We start from the raw sequence: 18005 nt of genomic DNA on the forward strand, positions 1-18005 counted from the left end.
CGCAGCGAACTCCACCAGCCGGGGCCGCACCCGCTCAATCTCCTCCGGAGTCACCCCGCAACCGAACCACCATCCACAATGGCCAATCAACTCGACACGCCGAAACTTAACAAAGTACTACTAGGCGGTGGCGTCATGAACGCCACGGTGCTCGTGGTCCACGGCATGGCGGAGAAACAGTGATTCGTCCGCCATCGTGAGTCAGGGATTGGCACGTGCTAAGGAAGACGCGATGACAGCGATAGACGACAAGCGGCGAGAGTTGCCCTGGCTTGGGGCACCGGTCGACACCGGCGCGGGCAGTGCAGAGATGGCGATGCCGGATGGACGCGGACGGGCTCGCGACTTCGAGAACGGCACCATCTACTGGACACCGGAGCACGGCGCACATGAGGTACATGGAGCCATCCGGGTAAAATGGGCACAACTCGGCGGACACAGCGGCCTCCTCCGCTACCCCGTGACCGACGAACTGCCCTGCGGGCCCGGCGAAGGGCGGTTCAACCATTTCGAGGGCGGCTCCATCTATTGGAGAGCCGACATCGGGCCACACGAGGTTCACGGCCCCATTCGGGACAAGTGGGCGCAGATGGGCTGGCAGGACGGCCGCCTCGGCTATCCGCGCAGTGACGTCCGGGGCACTCACGACAGGGCTGGCTGCACATTCCAACACGGCACCATCACTTGGACCCCCACGGGCGGTGCCGTCGTGGCATGGAACATCGACTGACTCTGCGAACACGTTGGGCCGGCCGCCTCAGCGGCCTCCCCTGACGAGCCCTTCGACGTCTCCGGATCCGGGCTAGTGCGTGGGTGCGGCGGGCCTTGTCGCCGAGCGAGTGCGCTTCGACACGGGCTCCGCGTCGGCTGCGGCCGGTAGTGCGATGACCCGCAGGGCCACGTTGGTGAGCTGGTAGTGCACCAACCGGTGGTCGCTCTTCGTCGTGCCGCTGTACTGCCACAGCGGGCTGCCGTGCGGGGAGAGGTCGAGGCTCGTCACCATGTAGTCGAGCACCCGTTTGCACTTCCGGCCCTCGTGGGTCCAGAACGACGGGTTGTGGACGTAGGCGGCCGTGGTGTCGTGCGCGTGTTTCCACTTCTTGCCGACGGTTCTGCCCACCACCGCACCGTGCGTCGCCACGGGGTCGGCGTTGAAGTCCCCGACGAGCATCCACTCGTCGATCTGCCGCTCCGTCCGCATGGGACCCAGGCCGAACTGCACGATGTCGCTGGTCTCCCGCGGGGCTCGGGAGTCGGCCACCAAGTGCACGCACGCGAGCAGGCACTTGACCGCCGCCCCGCCGACGGGTGTCAGCTCCACCGCGATCGCCACCGCGGGCCGTTCCGCCGCCCCGCCGGACGCGTCGACGGCCGCACCGGGGTTGTCCTTCGTGATGATCGCGGGGTGCCGGTCGTGCCGTCGAGCACCGTGACGACGTCGGTGAGCTGCCACTTGAAGTAGACGCGGACCTCGGTCGCGGAGTCGTTGCGCAACTCCACGGTCTCCGTCAGCTTGCGTGTCAACAAGTCCGGAACGTTCCGCGACGAACCGGATCAGCTGCACATCGTCGACAGGGACAACGACAGCCCCTGGCTCGCCGGCCTCGGCGGAGAAGCCCTGACCTTCCCTTGCGCACACGGCGAAGGCCGCTTCCACCCCGGAGGACCGGGGGAGGAGGCGCGATACCGGGTGGCACTCCGCTATGACGCACAGTCCAATCCGGACGGTTCGACTGGCCGCATCGCCGGGGTGACGAGCCTGGACGGCCTGACGTTCGGGCTGATGGACCACCCGGAACGCGCGCTGGATCGGCACGTGCGCTTGGCGTTCTTCGAGAACGGAGTGCGTGCGGCTCGGTGAACCACCGTGGTTGGCGATGTCGTTGGGGTGACCTTCTGGGACGCGGTGGTGGAAGGTGTCGGACGATGGCGTGACCGCGCCGCGGTTCGGTGATCGAAGGCGCGGATGGCGGCAACGAGGTCCTCGATGGCCTGGTTGCCGGGGAAACGACCACGCCCGCGCCGAAGCGCCGGGCGTGGTCGTCGGGGGTGGGTCAGGCGGGCAGTTCGTCGATGCTCGACGGTTCGTCGTGCCCGATCCCGTTGAACGTGTGCCGGAAGTTGCTCGACTTCGGGTAGGCGGCGCGGCGGGAGCGCATGATGGAGCCGAGTGGGCGGTGGGCTTCGAGCGCGTGCCACGGGCTGAAGGACAGGACGTCGTCGGCGTAACGGCGGCGTGCGTCGCTGTAGGGTTCCTGAGCCGGTAGGTGCAGCGTCGCCACGACCTCGTGTGGCGACAGTTCCTCCGGCCAGAGGACGGATGCGTCCTCGACGGGCATCTTGTCGACGTCGATGCAGAGTTGTGCCCGAATGTCGTACTCGGCGCCGTTGTCGGTGAAGAAGTCGACGACGAGGTCGCGCAACGCGGACTCGCCGGCTTTCTTGTCGACCGGTCGACCGGTCAGCGCCCGCACGTTCTGGGAGCGGGGTGTGGCGGAGATCTTGGCGACGTAGTCCCCGTACCGCAGCGCCGCCATGGAGTGGAAGGTCTCGCCGAGGATGTGGTTGTTGGCCGCGGCCAGCGTCTCGACCTTCGGGGGGATCGGGCGTCCGGCACGGGTGAGCAGCCCGGCGGCGACGCGGGCGGCCAGGCCGGCGACCTGCAACTGCTGGTCACTCTGGCCCGGCTGCTGCTCCAGCAGCTTCTGCAGGTCGGCGTAGGTGCCGATGGTCCCGAACGGCAACGTGGGGTGGTTGACGAGCAGGAAGTCCTGGGTCGTGAAGCCGTCGTCGACCGCACGGGGACCGGGTGCGCCGATCACCTTGACCGCCAATCCGCGCTGGACGGGCACCTGGTCGGATCGCAGGTCGCCGGGGCGGTGGAGAACCGGACGATCACCGGGTAGCTGCGCGGGGTGGCGAACAGGCCTTGGGCCAGGTGTCCGGGCAGGTTCGGCGCGACGCGCAGCTCGCCGGCGAGCACGCCGTGGCTCTTGGCGTGGGCGTCGCGCAGGCCGTGCCGGTGTTTGGCGGCGACTTGCTCGTTGGCGTGTTGCATCGCCGTGACGACCTGGCGCACGAGCTCTTCCTCGTTCGGGAACGGCTGTTCGAGGTCCGGCCGGTAGCGGACGCGGTCATGTGTGGACATGAAAGTTCTCCGAACGAAATGGTGGTCAGCTGCTGAGCCAGCGGATGGCCGAGAGACTGGGCATGAAGAAGTACTCGCCGCCCAGCAGGGTGTTGAAGCTCTGGATGCCCCGCACCCGGCGTGGGGGTGAGCCGGGCACGGTGTAGTACGCGCCTTTGTCCTGGAGCGAGATCAGCGGGGTCTTTTTCCTTGCCCAGACCCACGAAGTTGCCGGAGTTGACCCACTCGCTCTGGAGGAACTCGACGTTGTCGATCGCGCGTGAGCCCAAGGCGATGAAGTCCAGGCCGCGGTCCTCGCCGTCGTCGGTGAACGTCGTCGCGGGCAGTGGTTCCCCGTAGGAGGTGCTGCGCCGGATGATCCGCCTGATGTTGACGTCGCTGAGCACTTCGAGCTTCGCCGCCCGCGGGTTCATCCTGCGGATGTGCGACCCCAACGGCGTCCGCAGCCCACGCGGGTCGTCGGAGTAGTCGAAATCGTTGATCCGCTTGGGGTTCTCGCCGAGCGCCGCGTCGTCACGTGTCGGCGACAGCGCCAACGGTGCGCCGCTGCGCCAGCGGCCCACGAGCTTGGCCGCGAGCAGTTCCCGTTCCTCCTCGGTCCGCCCGTTGTCCCGCAGGAACCGGTGGAAGGCGGCGACGTGCGAGTGGTACTTGCGGAACACGACATAGGTCCCGTTGCGGCCGAGGACGTCGGGAGTCGGTACCGGCTCGGGCCGCGCACGCAGCAGCGTCGCCTGGATGTCGTCCAGATCCAGCGTTGGTCGCCTGAGCAGGCGGCGGAACACGTCCATCGACCCGGCCCTTCTAGTTCAGGTTGCCGAGGAAGTCCTGCACGGTGGCATCCAGCCGCTTGAGCCGGCTCGCTTCCGTCACCGTCAGGTCCGGGTGCGCCACGAACCACGCCTCCGCCGGCACCTGGCCCCGGGCGATGAAGTCCTTCACCTCCGGCGACGTGATGCCCGGCCAGCCCTCGACGTTGCCGAACAGGTAGTCCATCATCTCGGGGATCTTGGTGGCGAAGTCGTCGATGTAGGGATCCCACTCGCCGTCGTACGCCGTCGCGAACAGCAACTTCGTGTCGTTCTCCAGGAACACGAACCGCATGTTGTGCAGCGTGCCGACCTGGCCGGCACCCACCAGGTTCCCGCTGATCAACTTGAAGAACTTCCGCAACCGCTCGGCGCCGTTCGGCTTGAGCGGAAGGATGACCGTCAGCTCCGACACCTCACCGCTCTTCGCACCGACACGACCTGCGGTCGTGACGGCGTGCGCGTCGGTCTTCTCCTTGTCCGCCAACAACTCCGCGATCCGCAACTTCAGCGCGATCTTCGCGTCCGCCAACACCGTGTTGACCTTCTCGCGCACACCGACCGGGACCCCTTGGAACCTCGCTTGCAGATCCTGCTCGCTCATCACGTGCCTCCTCAGCACAGACGCCCGCCTGTCGGCAGGCGCTGACCCGGCGGCCGAGTCGGGTTCGAATCGGTAGGCCTGATCAGAGTTGATGAAACCCTCATACATGAGGACATGCTCATGTCGATGGCCTGTCATCCGCTCCGACGAGGGCATCGTCACTCTCCGCTTGCGATTCCGTCGACCAGTTCACCCTGGGTGTCGAAGCGGTCACGTGGGACGTCTCAGGATCGATTCAGAAGGCTGCCGAGTTGTTGGTCACGGCCATCCAGTGGGGGGCGTGCCCCTGGAAGCGTCGACCAAAATCTCCGCAACTGTTTGTTGGTTACTCGAAAGATGCTCGAACAGCTCGGACGGCGTGCGCACTATTCGGCCGGGGCGCTGTCCGATGCGGCTGCGGGGGTTCCGGCCTGCTGAGGGCTGATCTGCCCACAGCAGCGAGACCGGCGAATCGCACCGGGGCGTCGGCATTGTCGGAGCATGACCAACAACGAGAAGCAGCCGCTGTTCGACCACCGACTTCGAGAACGGTTCTTCAGCCAGCGCGTGCTGGTCCTCGACGGCCCGCTCGACGACGACAACGGGACAGTGCTCGCCACCCAACTGCTGTCCCTGGCGAGCGAGGATCCCGGGAAGGACATCGCGTTGTGGATCCACTCGCCAGGCGGCTCGGTCCCCGCGATGCTGGCCATCCGCGACGTGATGCGGCTCGTGCCGTGCGACGTGGCCACGCTCGCGCTGGGACTGGCGTGCAGTGCGGGGCAGTTCCTGCTGTCCGCGGGCACACCGGGCAAACGCTTCGCTCTGCCCCACGCCCGCATCCTGATGCACCAGGGCTCGGCGGGGATCAGCGGATCGGCGGTCGAGGTGCAGGTGCAGGCGGACGACCTGCGGCACACCCGGGACACGGTGCTCGGGATCATCGCGGAGGACACCGGCCAGCCGATCGACCGGATCTTCGCCGACTCCTTGCACGACCGCTGGTTCACGACCGAGCAAGCACTCGAGTACGGCTTCATCGACCACGTCGTCGACAGTCTCGGTCAGGTCGTGCCGGTGCGCACGCACGAACTCGGCCTCGGCCTGACGACGGGAGCCCGCGCATGAGCACTTACACCATCCCCAACGTCATCACGCGCAGCTTGAGCGGCGAGCGGATCATGGACGTCTACTCGCACCTGCTGTCCGAGCGGATCGTCTACCTCGGCACCGCGATCGACTCCGGTGTGGCCAACGCACTGATCGCCCAGTTGCTGTACCTGGAGGCGGACAACCCGGAACGCGAGATCAACCTGTACATCAACAACGAAGGCGGCGACCCGTCCGCGATGCTCGCGCTGTACGACACCATGCGCTACATCAAAGCGCCGGTGGCGACGACGTGCGTCGGCCAGGCGGTCGCGGCCGGTGCGGTGTTGCTGGCCGCCGGCGAGGCGGGGCACCGCTTCGTGCTGCCCCACACCAGGGTGGTGCTGCACCAGCCCGCGGCGCAGGGCCGCGGTGCCATCCCGGACCTCATCCTCCAGGCCGACGAGGTAGTTCGTGTGCGCACTCAACTGGAGGAGATCCTCTCAGCACACACCGGTCGCGATGTCGCGGACCTGCGGCACGACACCGACCGGGACCGCGTGTTCGACGCGGCGGACGCCGTCGGCTACGGGCTCGCGGACCACGTCCTCGAACACCGAATCTGAGACCGCGGTCTCAGGCGGCCATGAGCACGGGTCCCGCAGGGCGGCGCCCGACCGCGGGACCCGCGCCGCGGCGCCGCCGGACGCCGCTCGCGATGTCGGCGAGCAGGTCGACCAGGTCGACACCGAGCGCACCGGTGACCGCGGCGATCATCTCGCTGGAGGGTTCCTTGCGACCGCGTTCGATCTCCGACAGGTACTGCGGCGAGATGCCGGCCCGCTCCGCGATGTCGACGAGGCGGCTGCCCCGCTCCTCCCTGGCCGCTCGCAGGCTCCGGCCCAGCACCTCACGCCACAGCGGTTCCGGCTCGCGATCCGGCTCGCGATCCGGCGTGGGGATGTGCTTCTGCTGGAAGGGGAGGATGTCCGCCATGCCGTCATCCTGGCAGCGGTCCGGCGCTCGGGGCAGCGGTTCCGCTCCCGGCGGAACACAGGCCGCAGGGCATCGTCACCCCGCCGATCGTCGACATGCCGGCCCGGTGCGGAACGCGGCGGCGACCTCATCGGTTCAGAGCGCGCCCGGGTCACGCAGCTCCCGGACCATCGCCTCGCGCAGCGGGCCGACCTCCTCCGGCTCGTCGGTCGGATTGATGTCGCGGTGTCGGGGTGTGCTCACGGGTTCCGTGCCCACGTCAGCGGCGGCCTCGGCTTGCCGGGCCTACCGGGATGCCGCAAGCTCGGTGGTTGGTTGAGTCAGTGCCTACGGTGGCGCACGGACCCGGTCAGCAGCGACGGGTTCGTACGGTTCCGGCACCAACCCGGTCTCCGGGAGGCGCAGTGACCGTGGTGGTGGGTGTCGACGGTTCCGGGCGGACCTACCGCCTCGGCCAACTCGCGGACGCCTCCGGCACGCGGGCGTGGTGGGTCGGCTCCGGTGACCTGGCCGCCGGGCTCGACGCCGCGCGGGAAGCCGGCACCCTGGTCGTGGCGGACGACGCGCACCGGCTCCCCCCGGAGGTGTTGCGTGCCCTGGTGGCCGCGGCGCGGTCCGGGGTGCGGGTGCTGGTGGCGCGCAGGCCGACGATCGGCTGCCCGGAGTTGGCCGACCTGGACGAGGCAGCGGCCGCCGGCGGGGTGGAGGTTCTGGAGCCGCTGGACCGGGACGGGGTGGGCGCGCTGGTGGCCGCGGTGACCGGGCGCCCGGCATCCCCGGTGGTCGCGGCGGCGGTGCACGAGATGTCGGCGGGCTTGCCCGGCGTGGCGGCGGCGGTGGCCTCGACCTTGACCGGCACCAGCCGTGCCGCGTCCGGCGTCCCGGTGCCGGCGCTGCTGGCCCGGGTACAGCGGCGGTTCGCGGTGCTGCCGCGGCAGGTCGGGGCGGTGGCACGGGTGCTGGCGCTGCGGCTCGGACTGTCCGACGACGTGCTGGCCGCCGCGGCCGAGATGCCGGTCGAGGAGCTGCCCGGCGTCCTGCGCACGCTGCGCGACGAGGGGATGCTCGTGCCCGGCGGCGAGCGGATGATCCCGGCGATGGCCGACGCGGTGCTCGGCGAGCTGTCCGCGGCCGAGCGCCGCCGCCTGCACGACGGCGCGGCCGGGGCGCTCGCCGCGGCGGGTGCGGATCCGCTGGTCACCGCGGCACAGCTGCGGGCGGCGAGGGTGCGCACCCCGGCCGCCGCCGAGGTGTACCGGCAGGCCGGGGAGCTCACCCGGTTCGCCGACCCGGCGGCCGCCCTGGCCTGGTTCGACGACGCGACCGAGGCGGGCGCCGAGCCGTCCGCGGTGGCCGCCGGCCGGGCCGAGGCCGGCGCGCTGCTCGGGCTGCCACCCGACGCCGACCTGCCGGCGCCGCCCGGTGCCGAGGCCGCGGCCCGCGTGGCCTGCCTCGCCGGCGCGGCCGCGGCCCACGACGGCCGCGCGGACCGCGCCGCCGACCTGCTGTTCGCCGCGCCGCCGCCGGGACCGCTGCTCGCCGTGCCGGTCCTGGTGGGCACCGGTCGGCTGGCGGACGCGCGGACGGCCACCCGCGAACCCGACGGCGCACCGGCGGCGATGCGGTTCGCCGAGGCCGTGCTCACCGCGGTCCGTGACCCCGACGCCGCCGTGCCGCTGCTGATCGAGGCGGCCGAGGTGGCCGAACGCGCCACGCCGGTCGCCGTGCTCCCGGACACGCCGCACGCCATCGGGGCTGTCGTCGCCGTGCTCGCCGGGGACACGGCGGCCGCCGAGTACCTCCTCGACCGGGCCGCTCGCGCGGGCATCGGAGGGCCGGCGGCGGCCGAGCGGCACCGGCTGATGCTCGCCTGGGCACGGATGCGCGCCGGGCGCTACGACACCGCACTCGCCGAGCTGGCGCGGCCCGTCAGCGGAGAGCTGCCCGCCCGGGAGCGGCTGTTGCGCGCGGCGATCGCCGCGGGCGCGGCGCGCAGGCGCGGGGACATCGCCGGGCTGCGGGCGGTGTGGGGTGGTGTGGAGCCGGTGCTCGCCCGCAGGGCCGTCGATCTCTGGCAGCTGGAACCCGTGGAGGAACTCCTGGTCGCCGCCGCGCGGCTGCGGCAGGGGCGGCGCATCGAGCCGATCATCGAGCTGTTCGAGCGGATCGTCGACCAGCTCGGCCGGCCACCGGCGTGGGCGGTGGCGCTCGGCTGGCTCCGGGTGCAGGTGGCGGTCGCCGGCGACGACCAGGACACCGCGGCGGCCCAGGCCCGGCGGCTCACCGAGATCACCGCGCAGGCCCGGCGGCGGGAGGAGATGGCCGCCGGCCCCGCCCCGCGACCAGGAGAACCCGCCACTGACACCGCGCCGGCGGCGGAGAAGTCCGGGCACCCGGCCGCGAACCGACTCGACTGGCTCGGCGAGGCCGGGGACCCCGCGGAGCTCGCCGCCGCGGACCGGCTCGGGCGGCTCGCCGCGACCACCGGGCCGGTCGGGCACCGGGCCGCGGCCCAGTGCGCGGCCGCCACCGCCTGGTCCGCCGTGCTCGCCGGCACCCCCGCCCCACCCGATCAGATCCTCGCCGTCACCGAGCAACTGGTCGCCGCGCAGCTCCCGTGGGAGGCCGCCCGACTCGCCGGGCAGGCGGCCATCCACGCCACCGACCCGGTCACCGTTCGCTGGCTCCTCGAACGGGCCCGCGAACTGTCCGACCCGGACTCCCAGACGAACGGCGCGGTGCAGACCGGTGGGCTCTCCGAGCGCGAGCTCGCCGTCGCCAAGCTCGTCCTCGCCGGCAGCACGCACCGCGAGATCGGCGCCCAGCTCTACATCGCACCCAAAACCGTCGAGCACCACGTCGCGCGAATCCGGACCAAACTCGGTGCCGGCTCCCGGGCCGAACTGCTCGCCGCGCTCCGCGAGATCCTCGCTGACCAAGCGTGACCGTCCGGGCACGCACGGGTTTCCCGGCGCCGCCCCGACGCACGCGAGCTCGATCACCGACTTCCCCCTAGCGGTCCCCCGTCGTGACGGGGGTCTCCCCGATGCCCGGACGTGGCCACCCGGCGCAATCTAGTCATGCGCCCGACGAGGAGGCGCAAGCCGCACCGAAACCGAGGAGAACCAAATGACCGTCAACGCCTACGAGAAGCTGACCGATTTCATCAAGAACCTGCTGACCGACGAGGAGTTCGCCAAGGACTTCGCCGAGGACCAGCACGGCAAGCTCGCGGCGGAAGGCGTGACCGACCACGACCTGTGCGATGTGGACATCCAGGCGGCGGTCCGGGAGGCGTCCGCCTCCCCCGAGGTGCCCCAGGACACCAGGTCCGCCCTCCAGAGCTACACCAGCGGCAGCAGCGGCCCCGCGCAGCACAGCGCCAGTGTCCAGCAGAGCGTGGAGCAGGTCGTCCAGCACCTCAACTACATCACCAACAACAGCTACCAGGACAACGACACCATCACCAACCTGCTCGACAAGAGCGTGAACGTCGATGTGCGCGACAGCATCTTCGGCGGCGGCTTGGAGGTCGACGCGGTCACCGGTGAGAAGGGGCAGATCATCGACGGCGACAACAACGGTCAGGCCAACACCGGTGACGGCGCGGTACTCGCCGGCCGCGATGCCAGTGGCGTCAACACCGGGACCAACACCGGCATCAACGCCGGCGGCGACGTCGAGAACGCGGTGGTCGGCGACCACAACAAGACCACGCAGAACAGCGGTGACAACTCGGCGGTCGGCGGGTTCGGCTCGGGAGACACCACCAACGTCTCGGGCAACACCCAGGGCGACGGCTCGGCGATCGCGGTCGGCGGCAGCAACGCCAGCGGTAGCAACACCGAGGACAACGACACCACGGTCAACACCACGGTGGAGGACAACGACGTGACGTTCAACGACAACGACGTCTCGGGGATCGACAACGTGGTGGACCTCAACACCGTCGACAACGGTACTGCCTTCGTGGACACCGGCACGGTCGGCAGCGGCGGCGACCCCACCTTCGCCACTCAGTAGTCGCGAGTAGCGAGGCGGGCCGATCGGTCCGGACCGATCGGCCCGCCGCCGCACCCCTCCCGCCCGCACTGTGCACACAGGAGCGATCATGACCAAGGCAGGCACCGCCCCGGTCGCGGCCGGCGCGATGGACGTCGTCGACCTGGGGCTGCGTGCGTGCGCGGCCTTCGACCGGCCGGACCTCGCCGCCCGGCTCACCGAGGCCAAGCGCCGGCTCGCCGACCCGGTCGTCCACGTCGTCGTCGCCGGCGAGTTCAAGCAGGGCAAGAGCTCCCTGGTCAACGCGCTGGTCGGGGCGCAGGTCTGCCCGGTCGACGACGACGCGGCCACGGCGGTGCCGACCTTCGTCCGGCACGGCGAGCAGCCCAGGGCCGAGCTGTGGCGTGGTGACAACGGGACGGGCGGCCGGCGGGAGGCGATCGAACTGGCCGACGTGCGGCGGCACGTCGTGGAGACCCAGGTCGGCGACGGCGAGCCGAGGGTCGGCGGGGTCGAGGTCCGCATCCCGCGGGCGCTGCTCGCCACCGGGCTGGTCCTGGTCGACACCCCGGGGATCGGTGGGCTCGGCTCCGCGCACGCCGCGGCGAGCCTGGCCGCGATCTCCTTCGCCGACGCCGTGCTGTTCGTGACCAGCGCCGCCCAGGAGCTGACGCGCAGCGAGATGGAGTTCCTGCGCCGCGCCCGCTCGATGTGCCCGATGGTCGCGTGCGTTCTCACCAAGACCGACTTCTACCCGGCCTGGCGCCGCATCCGCGATCTCGACGCGGCGCACCTGGCCGCCGAGGGCGACATCCCGCTGCTGACGGTCTCCTCCGCCCTGCGTGCCCGCGCGGTCAGGAACAGCGACGCCGAGCTGAACGCGGAGTCCGGCTTCCCCGACCTGATCACGCTGGTTCGCGAGCAGGTCGGCGGCTCGGCCGAGCAGCGGCTCGCCACCGAGGCCGCCGCCGAGGTCGTCGCGCTGTGCGACCACCTCGAGACCTCGTTCACCGCCGAGCGGGCCGCGCTGGCCGACCCGGCCGCCGCGCAACGCGTGGTCGACGAGCTGACCGCGGTCAAGTCGAACGTCGAGCGGCTGACGACGGCCGCCGCCAAGTGGAGCCAGACGCTCAGCGACGGGATCGGCGACCTCACCTCCGACATCGACTTCGACCTCAGGACCCGGATCAAGGAGGTGACCGCGGAGGCCGACCAGGCCATCGAGGCCGACGACCCCGCGGACACCTGGGCCGAGTTCGCCCCCTGGCTGCAGGCCAGGACCGCCGAGGAACTGCTGTCCAACTACGAACTGCTGCGCGAGCGGGCCACCGAGCTGTCCGAAAAGGTCGGCGACCACTTCCGGGAGGCCACCGGCGCGATGCTCACCCGGCCGACCGTGCACGACCCGACGTCGTTCGCCGCCGCCGAGGTCGGCGAGGACCTGGACCTGCAGAAGATGCGTGTGGTCAAGCAGTTCGGGGTGGTACTGAAGGGCCTCTACAGCGGCGCGATGATGTTCACCGTGGTCGGCGGCATGGTGGGGGTCGTCCTGGGCCCGATCGTCTTCGGCATCGGCCTGGTGCTCGGGCAACGCGGGCTGCGCGAGGAGAAGAAGCGGCAGGTCCAGAAGCGCCGCGCCGAGGCCAAGAACGCGGTGCGCCGGTACTGCGACAAGATCATCTTCGTCGCGGGCAAGGACTCCCGCGACACCCTGCGCCGCGTGCAGCGCGAGCTGCGGGACCACTACACCGCGCTCGCCGAGGAGCTGAACCGCTCCAACGCGCGGGCGCTCACCGCAGCGAGCGAGGCCGCCCAGCGCACCAAGGCCGACAGGGAGAAGCGGCTCAAGGACGTGGACGCCGAGCTGGCCAGGATCGCCCAACTCCGGCAACGGGCCGAGGCGGTGGCCGGCTCATGAGTCACGCGAGGCTCATCGACCGGACCAGATCAGTGCTCGACCGCGCGATCGAGGTCTACCGGGGCACGCCGCCCGGCGCCCGGCTCGCCGCCACCCGCGACCGGCTGGACCAGCCGCTGCGGGTGGCCGTGGCCGGTCGGGTCAAGGCCGGCAAGTCCACCCTGCTCAACGCGCTGGTGGGGGAGCGGCTCGCGCCGACGGACGCCGGCGAGTGCACCCGCATCGTCACCTGGTACCAGGACGGGCACACCTACCAGGTACGGGCCAGGGTCGGCCGGGAGGAGCGACAGCTGCGGTTCGACCGGGAGGACGGCCGGCTCGACATCAACCTCGACGGGCTGCGTGCCGAGGACGTCGACGAGCTCCTGGTCACCTGGCCGGCGCAGGCGCTGCGTTCGGTCACGCTGGTGGACACACCGGGGATCGGGTCGCTGTCGGAGTCGGCGGCGCGACGGACCTGGGACCTGCTGGTGCCGGACGAGGAGGAGACCCCGGCCGACGCGGTGCTGTACTTGATGCGCCACCTGCACACCGGCGATGTCGAGTTCCTCCGCGCGTTCCACGACTCGGAGGTGTCCCAGCCGAGCCCGGTGAACGCGATCGGTGTGTTGTCGCGGGCCGACGAGATCGCCGTCGGCCGGCTGGACTCGATGGCGTCCGCCCGCCGGGTGGCGACCCGGCTCGGCGAGGACCCCAACGTGCGACGGCTGGTGCAGTCCGTCGTCCCGGTGGCAGGGCTGCTCGCCGAGACGGCGGTGACGCTGACCGAGGAGGAGGTCGGCCAACTGCGCCGGATCGCCGACCTGCCGCCCCGCGAGGCCGAGGAACTGCTGCTGTCGGCCGACCGGTTCGTGGGTACCCGGCCCGAGTTGGGCCTGACCGAGCCGGAGCGGGAGTCGCTGCTGGCCCGGTTCGGCGTGTTCGGTGTGCGGCTGGCGAGCACCGTGCTGCGCCGCAAGGTCGCCGGCACGGCCACCGACCTCGCGCGCGAACTGGCCGAGCGCAGCGGCCTCAACCAGTTGCAGGACCTGCTGACGTCGCTGTTCTTCGAGCGCCGGGACGTGCTGAAGTGCCGCTCGGCGCTGCTGGCCGTCGCGGACGTGGTCCGCGACTTCGTCGGGCCGGGCAGCGAGGCGCTGGCCGGCGAGGTCGAGGCGGTCGTGTCCTCGGCCCACCCGTTCAACGAGCTGCGCGTGCTGTCCGGGCTGCGGGCCGGATGGGTGTCCGGCAAGGCCGAGGTGGTCGCCGAGTTGGAGCGGTTGATCGGCGGCGCGGGCGGCGCGATCCACCAGAGGCTGCGGCTGCCCCCGGACGCCGACCGCGGCGAGCTCACCACCGCTGCGGCGGACGCGCTGTCCCGCTGGCAGCGCCGCGCGGAGAACCCCCTCACCAGCTACGAGCTGGCGGTCGCCGCCCGGGTGGCCGTCCGGTCGTGCGAAGGCATGCTGGCCGACCTTCTTACGGAGCACCGTGATGTACGCACTCGGCATTGACCTCGGCACCACCTACACCGCTGCGGCGACGTGGCGGGAGGGCCGGGCGCAGATCGTCTCGCTGGGCGCTCGCGCGGCCGCGATCCCGTCAGTCGTGCTGCTGCGCGAGGACGAGAAGTTCCTGACCGGTGACGCCGCCAACCGGCGCGGCCTCACCGAACCGAACCGGGTGGCGCGCGAGTTCAAGCGCCGCATCGGTGACACCACGCCGATCATGCTCGGCGGCACCCCGTACTCGGCGGAAGCACTGACCTCCCAGCTGCTGCGCGCGGTGATGTCCGAAGTGGGCACCCGGGAGGGCGCGCCGCCGTCGTCGGTGTGCGTGTCGCACCCCGCGAACTGGGGGCCGTACAAGATCGACCTGCTGCGGCAGGCGGTGCGGATGGCCGACCTGCCGTCGGTGTCGTTCGTGACGGAGCCCGAGGCAGCGGCGGTGAACTACGCGCAGGAGCAGCGGCTCGGCGTGGGCGCCGTGGTGGCGGTGTACGACCTCGGCGGCGGGACGTTCGACGCGGCCGTGCTGCGTCGGACCACCGGTGGGTTCACGATGCTCGGCCATCCCGAGGGGATCGAGCGGCTCGGCGGGATCGACTTCGACGCCGCGGTGTTCAACCACGTGCGCACGACGCTGGGGTCCAAACTGGACGATCTGGACGAGGACGACCCCGCGGCGCTCGCGGCGGTGGCGCGGCTGCGGGAGGAGTGCGTGCAGGCCAAGGAGTCCCTGTCGGCCGACACCGACACGGCCATTCCGGTGCTGCTCCCGTCGGTGACCACGGAGGTCCGGCTGACCCGGGGCGAGTTGGAGGCCATGGTGCGTCCCGCCCTGCACGGGTCCATCGAGGCGCTGCGGCGGGCCGTCCGGTCGGCCGGGTTGACGCCGGAGCAGCTGCACTCGGTGCTGCTGGTGGGCGGGTCGTCGCGGATGCCGATCGTGGGACAACTGGTCAGCGCCGAGCTGGGGCGGCCGGTCGCGGTGGACACGCATCCGAAGCACGCGGTCGCGCTCGGTGCGGCCCGGCTGGCCGGTGGGGGATTCGGGGCGCCGGCCGGCCGGACCGGCGGACGTGGTGCTGGGCCGGTTGAGCGTGGTGCTGGGCCGGTTGAGCGCGGTGCCGGGCCGGTTGAGCGCGGTGCCGCTGCTGCGGCGGCGGGGCTGGGCGCGGCTGGGATTGGCGCGGCTGCGCTGGGTGCCGGAGGTGGGGCAGGCGGGGGTGCGGCTGGCGGGGGTGCGGCAGCTGGACCGGGTGCGCCTGGTTCGGCTGCCGCACCGGCCGGGATGAGCGGCGGAGCCGGCGGTGCGGCCGGACAGGCCGGCCGGCTTGGCGGTGCCGCCGTCGGGCAAGGTGGCAGAGCCGGCGGTGGGACCGGGCTCGGCGCCGGTTCGGACGCGGTCGGTTCGGCCGCCGGACCGGCCGGGACGGGCGACGGAGCCGGCGGCGCGCCCGCCGAACCGGGTGTCCCGGGCGGGAGCGCGGCGGCGGGGTCCGGCGGACCGGGTGGCGGGCAGGCCGGTGGCCCTGGCGTTGACCGGGCCGGCCACGGCGGCCCGGCTGGGTCCACGGACGCGACGCACGCCGGGCGTGAGCTTCCGGGCGAGCGGTACCAGACCGGAATCACCGTCCCCGCGGGTGGGGTTGCCGGGGCCTCGCGGCCGGGGGAGAAGGTCGGGCCACCGCCGCAGTCCGCGGGCCGGAGCCGGCGCGTGCCCGTGCTGGCCGCCGGGGTCGCGGCGCTCGTGTTGCTGGGCGGTGTGGGGGTCGGGCTCGCCGCGCTCCGTGGGGACAAGAATCCAGCCGGTCCGCCGGCGTCGAGCACCCCCGCCTCGTCGCTGCCGGTTGACGAGCAGTGCACCGAGGCGATCATGAGCAACCCGCGGTGGGTGTGCCTCACCTCCGCGATCATCGCCGACGGCAAGATCACCATCGACTACCGCGGGGACGGTTCCCCGATGAACATCAACGGCGACCAGCACCTGCACGTCTACGGTGGTGACGGCACCAACCCGCCCGCCGACGTGATGGGCATGCAAGCGCCGGAAGCCGAGCGGGGCAACTGGTACGTCGAGGACCGCCGCCCCGCGGTGCTCGACGTCACCGATGAGCGCTTCCTCACGGCGATCGGCGACGCACCCAAGGTGTGCGCGCGCATCGCGGATGCGAAGCACCACCTGGTCCCCGACGCGAACGGCACCTTCGTGACCGGCAACTGCGTGCCGATCACCCGCACGGAGTCCACTGTGGTCACCACGGATCCGCCGACGCGGGAAAACCCGCAGCCCAACCCGCAGCCCAACCCGCCGCCCAACCCGCCGCCCGCCAAGACGACGACCACCACCAGCAAGCCGCCGCCGTCCAACCCGGATGGTTCCCGTCCTCTGCCAGGTGGTTCCGCTCCTCCGTCAGGTGGTTCCGCTCCTCCGTGGGACGAGCCCCCTCCGCCGGAGGATCTCGCTCCGAAGGAGGACAGCACACCCTGAACCCGGAACGGCCCGGCCGCACATGACGTGCGGCCGGGCCGTTCTGTGCGTGGTGCCGGATCGCTGCCCGGTGCCGGAACCACCCGCGCGGACCGTCGACCGGACCTGCGCCGGGTCAGTCCAGGGAGTCCTCGTCCGGCTCGTCGTCTGCGACGACGTCCTGGCCCGCCACGTCGGACACGGCGGAGTCGGCGGAGTCGGGCGGGACCTGCTCGGTGGCGTCCGGCCAGCCGGTGGGCGCCGCGGCCACCGCCATCCCCTCGTCCAGCGCCGCGGTGAGGTCGATCGCGTCGGCGGCACCCGCGCCGAAGTCCAGGCTTGGCCCGGGGTCCGGATCGGCGTCGTCCCCGCTCCTCGGCTCAGGGACGCCGTCCAGCGCGTCGGGGTCTTCGGCGAGCCCCACCGATGCCGAGGTGAGCAGGTCGAACCAGCCTGCGCCGTCCCCCTGACCCGCGGTGTGCGCGGTCACGAACGGTGCCAACTGCTCGGCCACCTCCGGTGGTGCCGTGTCCGCGAAGCTGACCACTGCCTCCGCCACCAGCTCCGCCGGCAGATCAGGGTGGCCGTGCTCGGCGAGGTAAGCCTTCGGCCCGCCGGAACGCGCGCCGGCGTCGCCGACCAGGTCGGCGAGCAGTTCGCGAAGGGAGCGCACGGAAGCCATGTTCACCACTGTAGGGAACCCACCTACGGTCGGCCTCGGGGAAATCCCCACCGAACCCCCCGCAGTAGGGTGCGGTGGGCCACACCGGTGGCGCCCGATTCCAGCGCCTGGTCCCATTTGGGGCTTGATCGACGTTGTGAATCTCCGCCTCGATGGTGGTGTCGTCGCCGTGACCGGTTTTCACGCTCGTCCACGCCGTGCTGCACCGCTCGCTGCGGGATACGGTGGTCGCGACGGTGGTCGACGTCGCGCCGGTGCACGTGGGCGGCGTGACGTCCCGATCACGGGACCTGCTTCAGGGACAGCCGGGTCCCCGTGGAACGGCCACTCGCCACGGCGCTCGGGCACGTCCGGCGGGTGTCCTGGCTGCCGCTGGGGCCACCCCTTCGAGTGGTTCGAGCGGTGACGGCCCGTGACCGCCTCCCGCCGACCACGAACAGGAACTCCACCGATGAGCTACATCACCACCGCAGACGGTGCGCAGATCTTCTACAAGGACTGGGGCGAGGGCCGACCGGTCGTGCTCTGCCACGGCTGGCCGCTGAACTCCGACAGCTGGGAAGCGCAGATGCTCTTCCTGGCGGACCACGGCTACCGCGTCATCGCGCACGACCGGCGCGGCCACGGGCGTTCCACCCAGACGTGGCACGGCAACGAGATGGACACCTACGCCGACGACCTCGCCACCCTCGTCGACACCCTCGACCTGCGCGAGGTCACGATGGTCGGGTTCTCCACCGGGGGCGGCGAGGTCGCCCGCTACATCGGCCGGCACGGTACCGCCCGGCTGGCCCAGGCCGTGCTGGTCAGCGCCGTGCCACCGTTGA

17 protein-coding genes are annotated in these 18005 nt (G+C 71.6%); 11 read left to right on the top strand and 6 right to left on the bottom strand.

Annotated elements, in window-relative coordinates; all coding sequences use genetic code 11:
• Both FM051_RS52775 and FM051_RS47515 read left to right on the top strand, forming a co-directional pair.
• On the top strand, positions 1-183 hold a 183-nt coding region (locus tag FM051_RS52775), incomplete at its 5' end, for a hypothetical protein (protein ID WP_238413204.1).
• Between the two features lie 49 nt (positions 184-232).
• Positions 233-730, top strand: a complete 498-nt coding sequence (locus FM051_RS47515; protein ID WP_158854252.1) for an LGFP repeat-containing protein — start codon at positions 233-235, stop codon at positions 728-730.
• A gap of 72 nt (positions 731-802) precedes the next feature.
• On the opposite strand, the gene FM051_RS47520 is transcribed toward FM051_RS47515, so the two are convergent.
• Positions 803-1453 carry an exonuclease/endonuclease/phosphatase family protein gene (locus tag FM051_RS47520; RefSeq protein ID WP_158854255.1) on the bottom strand — a complete coding sequence of 217 codons (651 nt, stop codon included), beginning with the start codon at positions 1451-1453 and terminating at the stop codon, positions 803-805.
• Positions 1454-1486: 33 nt separating this feature from the next.
• Between FM051_RS47520 and FM051_RS47525 the strand changes: the two genes are divergently transcribed.
• Positions 1487-1861, top strand: coding sequence for a phosphoribosylformylglycinamidine synthase subunit PurQ (locus FM051_RS47525; protein WP_158854258.1), 375 nt, complete (start codon positions 1487-1489; stop codon positions 1859-1861).
• A 193-nt stretch (positions 1862-2054) separates the two neighbouring features.
• Here FM051_RS47525 and FM051_RS47530 read toward each other — a convergent pair whose 3' ends face one another.
• The 3 genes from FM051_RS47530 to FM051_RS47540 all read right to left on the bottom strand — a co-directional run bounded on the left by FM051_RS47530 (position 2055) and on the right by FM051_RS47540 (position 4561).
• Positions 2055-2852 carry a catalase family protein gene (locus FM051_RS47530; protein ID WP_202919463.1) on the bottom strand — a complete coding sequence of 266 codons (798 nt, stop codon included), beginning with the start codon at positions 2850-2852 and terminating at the stop codon, positions 2055-2057.
• Positions 2819-3148, bottom strand: coding sequence for a hypothetical protein (locus FM051_RS51170; protein WP_202919464.1), 330 nt, complete (start codon positions 3146-3148; stop codon positions 2819-2821). The genes FM051_RS47530 and FM051_RS51170 overlap by 34 nt, the downstream gene beginning before the upstream one ends.
• Before the next feature lie 804 nt (positions 3149-3952).
• Positions 3953-4561 carry a hypothetical protein gene (locus FM051_RS47540; RefSeq protein WP_158854261.1) on the bottom strand — a complete coding sequence of 203 codons (609 nt, stop codon included), beginning with the start codon at positions 4559-4561 and terminating at the stop codon, positions 3953-3955.
• A gap of 480 nt (positions 4562-5041) precedes the next feature.
• Between FM051_RS47540 and FM051_RS47545 the strand changes: the two genes are divergently transcribed.
• A complete protein-coding gene (locus tag FM051_RS47545; RefSeq protein ID WP_158854264.1) occupies positions 5042-5668 on the top strand; it encodes a ClpP family protease in 627 nt (208 codons plus the stop codon).
• Positions 5665-6255 carry a ClpP family protease gene (locus FM051_RS47550; protein WP_158854267.1) on the top strand — a complete coding sequence of 197 codons (591 nt, stop codon included), beginning with the start codon at positions 5665-5667 and terminating at the stop codon, positions 6253-6255. Before FM051_RS47545 ends, FM051_RS47550 begins: the two co-directional genes overlap by 4 nt.
• Before the next feature lie 10 nt (positions 6256-6265).
• On the opposite strand, the gene FM051_RS47555 is transcribed toward FM051_RS47550, so the two are convergent.
• Positions 6266-6625 carry a helix-turn-helix domain-containing protein gene (locus FM051_RS47555; protein ID WP_158854270.1) on the bottom strand — a complete coding sequence of 120 codons (360 nt, stop codon included), beginning with the start codon at positions 6623-6625 and terminating at the stop codon, positions 6266-6268.
• A 404-nt stretch (positions 6626-7029) separates the two neighbouring features.
• On the opposite strand from FM051_RS47555, the gene FM051_RS47560 reads away from it, so the two are divergent.
• The 5 genes from FM051_RS47560 (at position 7030) to FM051_RS51175 (ending at position 16517) form a co-directional block, all read left to right on the top strand.
• Positions 7030-9570, top strand: coding sequence for a helix-turn-helix transcriptional regulator (locus FM051_RS47560; RefSeq protein WP_158854273.1), 2541 nt, complete (start codon positions 7030-7032; stop codon positions 9568-9570).
• A 184-nt stretch (positions 9571-9754) separates the two neighbouring features.
• Positions 9755-10648, top strand: a complete 894-nt coding sequence (locus FM051_RS47565; RefSeq protein WP_158854275.1) for a YdhT family protein — start codon at positions 9755-9757, stop codon at positions 10646-10648.
• A gap of 88 nt (positions 10649-10736) precedes the next feature.
• Positions 10737-12545 carry a dynamin family protein gene (locus FM051_RS47570; RefSeq protein WP_158854277.1) on the top strand — a complete coding sequence of 603 codons (1809 nt, stop codon included), beginning with the start codon at positions 10737-10739 and terminating at the stop codon, positions 12543-12545.
• Entirely contained in the window at positions 12542-14038 is a 1497-nt protein-coding gene (locus FM051_RS47575; RefSeq protein ID WP_158854279.1) for a dynamin family protein, read from the top strand. Before FM051_RS47570 ends, FM051_RS47575 begins: the two co-directional genes overlap by 4 nt.
• Positions 14019-16517, top strand: coding sequence for an Hsp70 family protein (locus FM051_RS51175; protein ID WP_238413205.1), 2499 nt, complete (start codon positions 14019-14021; stop codon positions 16515-16517). Before FM051_RS47575 ends, FM051_RS51175 begins: the two co-directional genes overlap by 20 nt.
• Positions 16518-16632: 115 nt before the next feature.
• On the opposite strand, the gene FM051_RS47585 is transcribed toward FM051_RS51175, so the two are convergent.
• A complete protein-coding gene (locus FM051_RS47585; protein ID WP_158854281.1) occupies positions 16633-17178 on the bottom strand; it encodes a hypothetical protein in 546 nt (181 codons plus the stop codon).
• A 451-nt stretch (positions 17179-17629) separates the two neighbouring features.
• On the opposite strand from FM051_RS47585, the gene FM051_RS47590 reads away from it, so the two are divergent.
• A partial coding sequence (locus tag FM051_RS47590; protein WP_158854283.1) for an alpha/beta fold hydrolase occupies positions 17630-18005 on the top strand: 376 nt, incomplete at its 3' end.

Source organism: Saccharothrix deserti, assembly GCF_009769385.1.
GTDB lineage: Bacteria > Actinomycetota > Actinomycetes > Mycobacteriales > Pseudonocardiaceae > Actinosynnema > Actinosynnema deserti.

Coding starts and splice junctions, on each gene's coding strand:
- FM051_RS47565 (WP_158854275.1), top strand. CDS start 9,755: ATGACCGTCAACGCCTACGAGAAGCTGACCGATTTCATCAAGAACCTG.
- FM051_RS47545 (WP_158854264.1), top strand. CDS start 5,042: ATGACCAACAACGAGAAGCAGCCGCTGTTCGACCACCGACTTCGAGAA.
- FM051_RS47515 (WP_158854252.1), top strand. CDS start 233: ATGACAGCGATAGACGACAAGCGGCGAGAGTTGCCCTGGCTTGGGGCA.
- FM051_RS47540 (WP_158854261.1), bottom strand. CDS start 4,561: ATGAGCGAGCAGGATCTGCAAGCGAGGTTCCAAGGGGTCCCGGTCGGT.
- FM051_RS47575 (WP_158854279.1), top strand. CDS start 12,542: ATGAGTCACGCGAGGCTCATCGACCGGACCAGATCAGTGCTCGACCGC.
- FM051_RS47585 (WP_158854281.1), bottom strand. CDS start 17,178: ATGGCTTCCGTGCGCTCCCTTCGCGAACTGCTCGCCGACCTGGTCGGC.
- FM051_RS47570 (WP_158854277.1), top strand. CDS start 10,737: ATGACCAAGGCAGGCACCGCCCCGGTCGCGGCCGGCGCGATGGACGTC.
- FM051_RS51170 (WP_202919464.1), bottom strand. CDS start 3,148: ATGTCCACACATGACCGCGTCCGCTACCGGCCGGACCTCGAACAGCCG.
- FM051_RS51175 (WP_238413205.1), top strand. CDS start 14,019: ATGTACGCACTCGGCATTGACCTCGGCACCACCTACACCGCTGCGGCG.
- FM051_RS47550 (WP_158854267.1), top strand. CDS start 5,665: ATGAGCACTTACACCATCCCCAACGTCATCACGCGCAGCTTGAGCGGC.
- FM051_RS47555 (WP_158854270.1), bottom strand. CDS start 6,625: ATGGCGGACATCCTCCCCTTCCAGCAGAAGCACATCCCCACGCCGGAT.